This is a genomic window from uncultured Arcanobacterium sp., assembly GCF_947253055.1.
Taxonomy (GTDB): Bacteria; Actinomycetota; Actinomycetes; order Actinomycetales; family Actinomycetaceae; genus Arcanobacterium_A.
The window spans coordinates 1-4,180 of record NZ_CAMXYE010000095.1; the positions used below are offsets into that span (position 1 = coordinate 1).

The 4,180-nt window shown below is 47.9% G+C and carries 3 protein-coding genes, 1 tRNA gene and 1 pseudogene; 2 read left to right on the forward strand and 3 right to left on the reverse strand.

What is annotated here, in order from left to right; genetic code table 11:
* Positions 1 to 265: 265 nt before the first annotated feature.
* Both Q0X35_RS06075 and Q0X35_RS06080 read right to left on the reverse strand, forming a co-directional pair.
* Positions 266 to 1,294 carry a YeiH family protein gene (locus tag Q0X35_RS06075; RefSeq protein WP_297566556.1) on the reverse strand — a complete coding sequence of 343 codons (1,029 nt, stop codon included), beginning with the start codon at positions 1,292 to 1,294 and terminating at the stop codon, positions 266 to 268.
* Between the two features lie 112 nt (positions 1,295 to 1,406).
* Positions 1,407 to 1,847, reverse strand: coding sequence for a (deoxy)nucleoside triphosphate pyrophosphohydrolase (locus Q0X35_RS06080; RefSeq protein ID WP_297566558.1), 441 nt, complete (start codon positions 1,845 to 1,847; stop codon positions 1,407 to 1,409).
* Positions 1,848 to 1,986: 139 nt separating this feature from the next.
* Here Q0X35_RS06080 and Q0X35_RS06085 point away from each other — a divergent pair, with 139 nt between their 5' ends.
* Complete coding sequence (locus tag Q0X35_RS06085; protein WP_297566560.1) at positions 1,987 to 3,423, forward strand: sodium:alanine symporter family protein; 1,437 nt, start codon at positions 1,987 to 1,989, stop codon at positions 3,421 to 3,423.
* Positions 3,424 to 3,455: 32 nt separating this feature from the next.
* Here the strand turns inward: Q0X35_RS06085 and Q0X35_RS06090 are convergent.
* Positions 3,456 to 3,887, reverse strand: a pseudogene (locus Q0X35_RS06090) (nucleoside triphosphate pyrophosphohydrolase family protein); the annotation flags it as partial.
* A gap of 206 nt (positions 3,888 to 4,093) precedes the next feature.
* Between Q0X35_RS06090 and Q0X35_RS06095 the strand changes: the two are divergent.
* Positions 4,094 to 4,179: transfer RNA gene (locus Q0X35_RS06095), tRNA-Leu, on the forward strand.
* Position 4,180 lies beyond the last annotated feature (1 nt).

Here is a 4,180-nt window from a genome sequence, read left to right on the forward strand (position 1 = left end):
GGGTGCGTAAAAAATTCTGCGCAGCAGCCACTCGTTCTGCTTGAGCAGTAGGTGTATCCTCTGCAGCTACCGCTTTCTCTGGGCTAAATATGCAAAAGGTGCTTAGCAAAAAAATTATTGACAGAACCCATACTCCCAGCTGAAGGGGCATAAAAGCTTCATTTCGAAAGCGAAAACCGAACCAGCGCGCAAAAGAGAAAAGCATATTACCAGCTTAAAAAATACCTAGTTTGCGAGTGATTTATTTTCATCGTTGTGGAAACCTTCAGAGAAAAAGCAGCGTGCCTACCAAAGAGACGCTAGCAGCAGTTATCCCAGCTGCCGCCGCTAGTAACATAGGTTTCCGGCCAGTGGTGAGTACTTTGCGTAAGTGTACCCCCGCTCCCATCGCACCCATCGCCGCAGTTAAGAGCAAAGTAGCGATTTGGGTAATTAGCTCTGGAAGAAAGTGCGTAGCGGGCAATCCGGAAACTGAACGCAAGACCACCATCGCCACGAATCCAGCTACGAAAAGTGGCACGATAGGCGGATTGGCAGATTTTTTATTTTGCGTGCGTACCAAGCTGCTCCCCTCTTTTCGCTCGTGCCGCGCCAAAGCTATGCCCACTATTACTACTAAGGGAGCGAGCATGAGCACTCGCCCTAGTTTCGTGACCACAGCGGTATCTAAAACTGCGGTATTGATCAATCCTCCCGCAGCCACTACCTGCCCTACTTCATGGACTCCTGCCCCTATCCAAGTGCCGGCACTTAAATCATTCAATCCGAGAATTGGCACCAGAATTGGCAAGAGAAACATCGCGAGCGTGCCGTAGATAGTCACGCCGGCTATGGCCGTTGCTGCTGCATCGGCATCGTCCTCGTCATACTGGCTAGTCACCGCAGTCATTGCTGCCACAGCTGCTGCCCCGCAAATGGAAGTACCGGTCGCAGTGAGAATAGTGTCGGTCAAAGAGAGGCGCATAAATCGCCCTAAAAGTAGGGTGATGAGAAAAGTGCAGCTAACTGTAAGCAAAATAGTGGCAATTACTCCCCAACCTAGCGAAGCAATTACCGGAATCGAGAGCTCAAAACCGAGTAGCACCACTCCGGCTCGCAGTACAGTGCGAGAAGCAAAAGCAATTCCTGCTTCTGCCTGCGCCGGTATTAAACCTACGTTGCGTAGCAGAATACCGAGCAAAATAGCCACTAAAAGCGTAGAAAGCACTGGTAGGAAGTGATTAGCAAAATAAGCTATCACGGCAAGGATAGCTACCATTGCCAAGCCCGGCAGTAGGTTCGTAATTTTTTGCATAGCCCTCTTAATCTCTATTCATAGATGAATTCATCCATACTAAACCCAGCTCCCACAGCAGAGTATTATCCACACGTATCAACCATCACAGCCTAGCAAAAGGCAAAATTTTTTAATAAATGCCCGCAGAAAAATCTTCCTGCGTCAATTTTTCAATAATAGGTACATCGGTAGGAGCCCATTGCAGCGTCGATAACTCGGAAATTGGAAGCCAACGTATCTCCTTATGCACCTGTAATTTCCAGTCACCGCTGCGCCAAGTACAAAAATATGTGTCTAAAACTACAGTGCCGAAAGAATAGTTACAAGTAGCGCGCGCAAAAAATTTTCCTATCTCCGCTTCAATCTGTAATTCTTCTTTAAGTTCCCGATACAGAGCTTCTTCTCCACTTTCTCCAGCTTCGATTTTTCCCCCGGGAAATTCCCAATATCCTGCCAAAGGGCGCCCATCAGCACGCTGAGCAGCAAGTATTTTCCCATCTTGGAAAAAAATTCCACCACTCACCCGTATTATCTTCCCCGGCGCGCCGTTTTCATTTCCTATTTCCGTCATAAAATTAATTCTCCCTATCTAAAATTTTCGCAATTTCATTAAATAGTATTGCGCAGATTTCATTAAATAGATTGCTCAAAGTAGATTTTCCCTATTAAAGTGTTAGAGAAACTTATTACCTACTCAAGAGTTACAGCTTATGGACGCTATTACAAATTTTTTAGGCATTTTTAACGACTACATCTATCAATGGATATTGATTCCCGTACTAGTAGGCACCGGTCTGTATTTTACTTTCCGTTCCCGCGCCCTCCAAGTGCGGCTTTTCGGAAAAATGCTAAAAGTAATATCGGGTTCCCGCGATGCTGAAAAAGGCCAGATTTCTTCTTTCCAAGCCTTCGCCATGGGCTTAGCAGCCCGCGTAGGTACTGGCAATATAGCAGGAGTAGCAATAGCAATCATCTTGGGTGGGCCAGGCGCCGTATTCTGGATGTGGCTAGTAGCTCTTATCGGCATGGCCACCGCCTTCGTAGAAGCCGCCTTAGCGCAGCTTTTCAAAGTACCCTGGTACGACGGTACTTTCCGGGGCGGTCCCGCTTACTATATTTGGAAAGGCTTAAAATCGTGGAAATGGGGTGCCGCTTTCGCCGTCTCCCTACTTTTCACCTACGGAATTGCTTTTGAGTTCGTACAATCTAATACTTTTGCCGACACCTTGAAATCCACCTACGGCGTAAACCCCATTTACACCGGTATCGCCATGGCAATCATCACCGCGGTAGTAATTCTCGGGGGAATTAAATCTGTAGCTAAGGTAACTGAGCTAATGGCACCGCTTATGGCGCTCGTTTACTGCTTCTTAGCACTAGTAATTATCTTTATACATTTCGATCAAATAATTCCGGTATTTTCTTCCATCTTTGCCTCTGCCTTTGGACTCGACACCGCTGCCGCTGGCACCGCCGGCGGTTTCTTAGCGGCCCTGCTCAATGGCACGAAACGCGGTCTTTATTCAAATGAGGCTGGTATGGGTTCCGCCCCGAACGCTGCTTCGACCGCCACCACTATTCACCCGGCCCGGCAAGGTCTGCTCCAATCGATGGGCGTATTTGTAGATACCATGCTGGTTTGCTCAGCTACGGCTTTCATAATTTTGGTTTCCGGGCTCTACACCCCCGGGCAGGAATCTAAGCTCGAAGGAGCTGCCCTCACCATTAAATCTATGTCTAGCACCCTCGGCTCCTGGGTCGAACCGGTAATGACGGTACTTATTTTCTTCTTCTGCTTCTCCACTCTGATTGGAAACTATGTATATGCAGAAGTAAATATGAACTACCTCTTCCCCCGCTCTCAGAAAGCTACTTTGCTACTACGTCTCACAGTTGTAGCAGCTGCTTATATCGGAGCGGTGACGAAGTTGAGCTTTGTGTGGACGCTCGCCGACACTTCGATGTTCTTCATGTCTATTATCAATTTAATAGCTATTTTGCTGCTCAGTAAGTGGGCATTCGGGCTATTAAAGGATTACGAAGTAGGCGGCGGTGAATCGGCTTTCGTATCGGAAGGCAATACTTATCTCCCGGGCGAGATTGCCGAATCTATCTGGACACGAGCCGACGCCGGTAAAGCGCACTGAGCGCACTAAGCCACTGCGCGCACTGGCAATAACTACAAGCCCAGCACTCGCGCAATATCAGGAGAAAAGAAGCCGGGCCCTTTTAGTACCTTTCCATCTTCTCGATAAATCGGCTTTCCATCCGCGCCCAGTTTCGAAAGATTAGAATTCTGAATCTCCTCTAATACTTCTACCATCGGGATACCGGTTTCTAAAGCCATACCGTATACCACATACGTCAAATCGCCCAACGCATCGGCAGTTTCGATAGTATCGCGGGTACCATCATCTTCTTCTACTGCTTTGCGGAAAGCAGCTTCTACAGTCTGCCGAGCAACTTTCCCATACACTGCCCCTACCAATTCAGAAAATTCTTCTGCAATAAGCCGCATCCGCATATGTATCCGTTCCCGATCCACATTTGGCTTATCGTGCACAATTGGCAACCCATACACTTCATGAAATTCCCGTACTAATTCTTCCGGCTGCCGTGGGTCTTTATCTGATTTTCGCATAGTCACTTCATCCTGCACAGATATTCTTCAATACTTAGTTCTCTTCTATCATAGCTCTCGTGGCGCACAGAGAGAAAACACAGCCAAATTTGCCTTAAATCACAGCCGCGCGTGACTGCAAAATTGCGCGTATCCGCAAGTAATGATAAATTATTATCCGTCGCTTAAGTACACCTGCGCGGGTGGCGGAATAGGCAGACGCGCTAGCTTGAGGTGCTAGTCCTCGTATTAGAGGGTGGGGGTTCAAGTCCCCCTCCGCGCAC